We start from the raw sequence: 4,969 nt of genomic DNA on the forward strand, positions 1-4,969 counted from the left end.
CGACGCGGCGGCGTCCCGGCGTTCCTGGGCAAGCTGCAATGCCGCCTGCTGCAGAGCCGTCATGCCTTCATCCTCGGATGCCGCCCGCGCGACTGGGGCCAATGTCGACCCCGACAACACTTCCCAGTCGCGGGCGGCTCCCAGCTGGTTCGCCGTCCATTTGATTTCTTCCAGCAGCGCCGGCGGACAAGGTGCAAGCTCCTTGAAAATTCCCAGTGCCGAGCGCAGTCGCCGCATGCCGACGCGCATCTGATGCACGCTTTCCGGATCATGGGTTTGCACGACGCCGGTTTCATTTTCCTGGATCTGCAAAAGGCAGTTGCCGATGATGGATTGCAAGCCCTGCCCCACCGTCATGTCTTTCGACAAGGACAGCTTTGCCGCCTTGACTGCAGAGCGCTGTCGCGGCATGCAAAGGGCATAACCGCGCTCCGCCTTGCTTTGATTTCCGATGCGCATGGGCACGTCGTCCAGCAGTTTCAGCGCAAAATCGAAAAGCTGCTGGGGACTGCCTGCTTTGAGCTCAAGCTCGACTTCGCTGATCGGCAGCTTTACGTCGTTGCGCTCCAGAACGCCTTCGTCGAGTGCGAATTCGATCTCGGTGCTTGCGGCCGCGTTGTCGTCACCGTCTTCCTCCTTCAGGGCAAGCTTCCATACGGTACGGGTGACGCGCGAGGTGAACATCGGTAGAAGCCGCTCGGACAGCGCCGGTGTTTGCAGCAAGGCATACCACTGTGTGCCCGGTTCCACCAGATCGCGCAGTGCGGCAAGGTCCGGCGCGGCGCTTTCGACACGGCATTCCCATTCGTTATTCTGATGAAGGCCGGCTTCCACCTTGCCGCCCCCCTTCAGCGTTTGTATCCAGTTGTCGCCATTCACTTGCCGCACACGCAGCGCCGCATCGCAACGCCGTATTTCAAAGGTTGGTGTATCAAAATAGGTACTGACGAGTTCCTGTACCCGAGGATTTTTAACGGCATGCTTTTCCAGTAATGGATGCTTGCGCAGCGTTTCCACGTGCTCGGGGCTAATCAACAGTTTCAATTCGATTTCCATGGGCACTGCCTCCAAGTTACAGCTTGTCGGTTCATCAAAATGGTATAAAAATTAAGTCTGCATATGACACGTCACTTTCAGCGCGGTCCTATCAAGGCAGAATGCGATGGCAGATGAAAGTTCAATTTTTGCAAGTGTTTTCAACCCGACCGGATCGCGATGAAACTGATCACATGGAATATTCAATGGGGACGTGGTGTCGATGGCCGTGTCGACATCAAGCGCATCCTGGATCACGCGCGCCAGCTGGCTGATTTCGATGTCCTCTGCCTGCAGGAGGTGTCGTCAGGATACGGCGCTGCCGAGCTTGCCGCCAATGACCGCAGCGATCAGTTTGCGAGCATTGCGTCTGGTTTGCCGGACTTTATGGCAATCCAGGGCATCGGAACCGATGTGCCGGATACGGAGGGAGGGCGGCGGCGGTTCGGCAACATGATTCTTTCGCGGTATCCCGTCATGCAGGTATTCCGGCATTTGCTGCCGTGGCCTGCGGATCCGGGGGTGCTGAGCATGCAAAGGATCGCACTCGAGGCAACTCTGGATACGCCGCTTGGCCTGATTCGGGTCACCACCACGCATCTTGAATACTATTCTGCGATACAGCGCCATGCGCAGATCGAGCGACTGAGGCAGTTGCATGCCGAAGCGGTCGGACACGCCCGGACAATACCGGACGGGGAACCGTCGGACGGCCCATTCTTCCATCCGCGGCGCGGGGCAGCGGCGATATTAACCGGCGATTGCAATTTTCTACCAGAATCAGAAGACCGGCAGCTCCTGATGAAGCCGATTGATGGTGTTACGCCGCCATACCGTGATGCCTGGGAATGCCTGCGTCCTGGTATTCCGCATGCACCGACCGTCGGTCTGTATGAAAAGACGCTGTGGCCGGGGCCGCCGTTCACCTTCGATTTTGTGTTTGTGAGCGACGATCTGAAGCCCAGATTGCGCGATATCCGCGTCGATACACGAAGCGACGCGTCCGATCACCAGCCGGTGCTGATCGAACTCGGCTGACCGATCCAGGCTGAGGGGGTCAGGAAGCTTTTTCCAGAATTGCCGTGGCTACCCGGCGTGCGCTCGGCAGGAAGCGGGCAATGGTTGCAAGCAATTCATCTTCGGTGACCGGCTTGCCGAGATAAGCATTGCAGCCGGCCCAGCTTCCGCGGAACTTATCGAACGAAGAGGATTTGCTGCTCAGCATGACAACCGCCACATCCTTGGTTGCAGGGCTGGACTTGATGCGTTTGCAGACTTGGTAGCCATCGATGCCGGGCATCATGATGTCGAGGAAAATACAGGTGTACTGCTTGGACTGGGCCATATCGATTGCTGTCTCGCCATTTTCCGCATAGTCGACATCGAAACGGAAAGGCGCAAGCTTTGCGCGCATGAAAGCCCGGACGGTCGCGCTGTCGTCTACGACGAGAACCGAATCGGTCGGCCGGGTTTCCACGCCAGCCAGGACCGGCGGCGCATTCCTGTCGACCGCACGCCGGAACGTATGACCATCCCAGTCGCCCATCTCTGTCTGCACTCTACGGGCGCGCTGCTGCAATGCCGCGCGCATGACGGCATCGAGCTGTTCGAACAGCCTCATCCATCGCACCGGTTTTTCTACCACCGGCCAGGACGAAGGGGCGGAAATCTTGCCGATCAGAACGGCGGGTGCGTGAACATTGGGTGATCGGGCCTGGAGTTGTGCAAGCGCAGCTGGATTGTCGGCATTGACGAGATATACGTCACTGCGATCTGCCGGCGATGCCGGTTCATTGTAGGTAAAGACGCGGCGGCTGGTAAGGCGGAAGGTCGATGCGAGCATTTCCTTCTCGGGACCGGAGAAACCCAGCATTTCCAGGACGAAACTGCGTGGGGATTGATCGGTGTTTTCGGATGCAAGCACTTGAGTCATCTCGAGCCCCAGAAAGTTGTGGAACGTTGTTGGCCAAATGATAACAGATGATATTCCTGCGTGAAACAGCCCGGATCGTTGCACAGAAGAAAAACGACACTATCGAATCATATTCCCGTTCATTGCGCTTAGCCGAACTTCTCAAAAGAAAAAGGCTGCAACGGATGAGGTTGCAGCCTTTTCATCATGCGACCGGCTTTTACCAGCCGTACCCTACGCCGATGCCGCCGCCGGCCCGGCCACCCCAGCTTCCGATGCCGATTCCGAGATTGACGCCGCGCCGTCCATACGGATCGGCCGGCATATTGCTCGGTGCCTGCTGAGCGACCGGCTGGGTCGCGTCATCGCTCGCCGGCAGGGTGGTGGTTGCGCATCCGCCAAGAACAGCGGCGCATATGCCTATTGTGATGAGGTAAGAAAAGCGTTTCATTGCAACTCCGAAGAACAGGTTAATGCTCTTAGATGTGTAGCAATTTTTACAGTTCAGCTGCCGCCGCTGACCATGACAAAAATAGTCAGGTCAGCGCCGACGTAACTTTCAGTACCTCGTCCGCGGTTGTGACCCCTTCAGCAATTTTCAGGGCCCCCGCAATGCGCAGGGGTTTCATGCCATCCCGAATGCTTTGCTGCTTGAGGGCATGAATGTCGGTTTCCTGCTTGATCATCTTGGAGAAAGTCTGCGTCACGGTCAGCAGCTCGTACAAGCCGACACGCCCGCGGAAGCCGGTCTGCCGGCATTCCGGGCAGCCTACAGGCCGATAGATTTTCGCCGGTTTCGGAATGTCCCGGCCGTCGACCAGGCTTTCCCAGATATCGTCGCCCAGATTGCCGTCCGGCGACTTGCAGGATTGGCAAAGAGTGCGCACCAGGCGCTGCGCCATGATGCCGATCAGCGTGGCTTCCAGGAGGTAGTACGGCACGCCAAGTTCCAGCAGGCGCATGACCGCCGAAGGCGCATCGTTGGTATGCAATGTCGACAGCACCAGGTGGCCGGTAAGAGCAGCCTGTATGGCCATCTCGGCCGTTTCCAGGTCCCGGATTTCGCCGATCATGATGATGTCTGGGTCCTGCCGCATCAGGGCGCGCACGCCATCCGCGAAGGACAGGTCGATGCCGTGCTGCACCTGCATCTGGTTGAAGGACGCTTCCACCATTTCGATCGGGTCTTCGACCGTGCAGACGTTGACCTCCGACGTGGCCAGCGCCTTGAGCGTGGTGTACAGGGTCGTGGTTTTGCCGGAGCCGGTCGGGCCGGTGACGAGGACGATGCCGTGCGGCCGGGCGGTCAGGGCGTCCCAGCGCATCGCGTCATCGGGCGGGAAGCCGAGTTCCGGAAGCGTCTTGACGATGACTTCCGGATCGAAAATCCGCATGACCAGTTTCTCGCCGAAGGCGGTCGGCAGGGTTGAGAGGCGCAGTTCGATTTCCTGGCCGGCCGCGGTGCGGGTCTTGATGCGGCCGTCCTGGGGACGGCGTTTCTCGATCACGTCCATCCGGCCAAGAAGCTTGATGCGCGCGGTCATCGCGATCATCACCGTTGCGGGCACCTGGTACACCTGGTGCAGGATGCCGTCGATGCGGAAGCGGATGGCACTGAAGTCGCGTTTCGGCTCCAGGTGGATATCCGATGCGCGCTGTTCGAAGGCGTACTGCCACAGCCAGTCGACGATATTGATGATGTGCTGGTCGTTCGCGTCGACCTGTTTGTTGCTGTTGCCGAGCTCGACCAGTTGCTCGAAGTTGTTGCGCAGCGCAAGGTCCTGGCCGTTCAGCTTGTGCGCGCCCTTGATGGATTTGGCAAGTGTAAAAAACTGGGCGGTGTACTGCGCGATATCGAGCGGATTGGCAATGACAAGCTTGATGTTGCGACGGGTGATCTTGGAGATCTCCGCTTCCCACTCACCGATGAACGGCTCGGTCGAGGCGATGACGATGTCGGTCGGCGTGAGTTCGATCGGCAGGATGTTGAAGCGTGCCGCATAGGTCGCCGACATGACGTCG

5 protein-coding genes are annotated in these 4,969 nt (G+C 58.6%); 1 reads left to right on the forward strand and 4 read right to left on the reverse strand.

The genetic code is table 11. The annotated features are described in order from the left end of the window. The coding region (locus VGU61_RS12325; protein WP_326859425.1) for an inorganic triphosphatase at window positions 1–1,056 on the reverse strand (1,056 nt) is incomplete at its 3' end. A gap of 159 nt (window positions 1,057–1,215) precedes the next feature. Between VGU61_RS12325 and VGU61_RS12330 the strand changes: the two genes are divergently transcribed. Further along, window positions 1,216–2,073, forward strand: a complete 858-nt coding sequence (locus tag VGU61_RS12330; RefSeq protein WP_326859426.1) for an endonuclease/exonuclease/phosphatase family protein — start codon at window positions 1,216–1,218, stop codon at window positions 2,071–2,073. A 19-nt stretch (window positions 2,074–2,092) separates the two neighbouring features. On the opposite strand, the gene VGU61_RS12335 is transcribed toward VGU61_RS12330, so the two are convergent. From VGU61_RS12335 to VGU61_RS12345, 3 genes are all read right to left on the reverse strand, one after another. Next, a complete protein-coding gene (locus VGU61_RS12335) occupies window positions 2,093–2,968 on the reverse strand; it encodes a response regulator (RefSeq protein WP_326859427.1) in 876 nt (291 codons plus the stop codon). Between the two features lie 199 nt (window positions 2,969–3,167). Then, window positions 3,168–3,398: a hypothetical protein gene (locus tag VGU61_RS12340; RefSeq protein WP_326859428.1), complete on the reverse strand. Its 231-nt coding sequence runs from the start codon at window positions 3,396–3,398 to the stop codon at window positions 3,168–3,170. Between the two features lie 85 nt (window positions 3,399–3,483). Next, a partial coding sequence (locus VGU61_RS12345; protein ID WP_326859429.1) for a GspE/PulE family protein occupies window positions 3,484–4,969 on the reverse strand: 1,486 nt, incomplete at its 5' end.

This window comes from Noviherbaspirillum sp. (genome assembly GCF_035944575.1).
Taxonomy (GTDB): Bacteria; Pseudomonadota; Gammaproteobacteria; order Burkholderiales; family Burkholderiaceae_D; genus Noviherbaspirillum.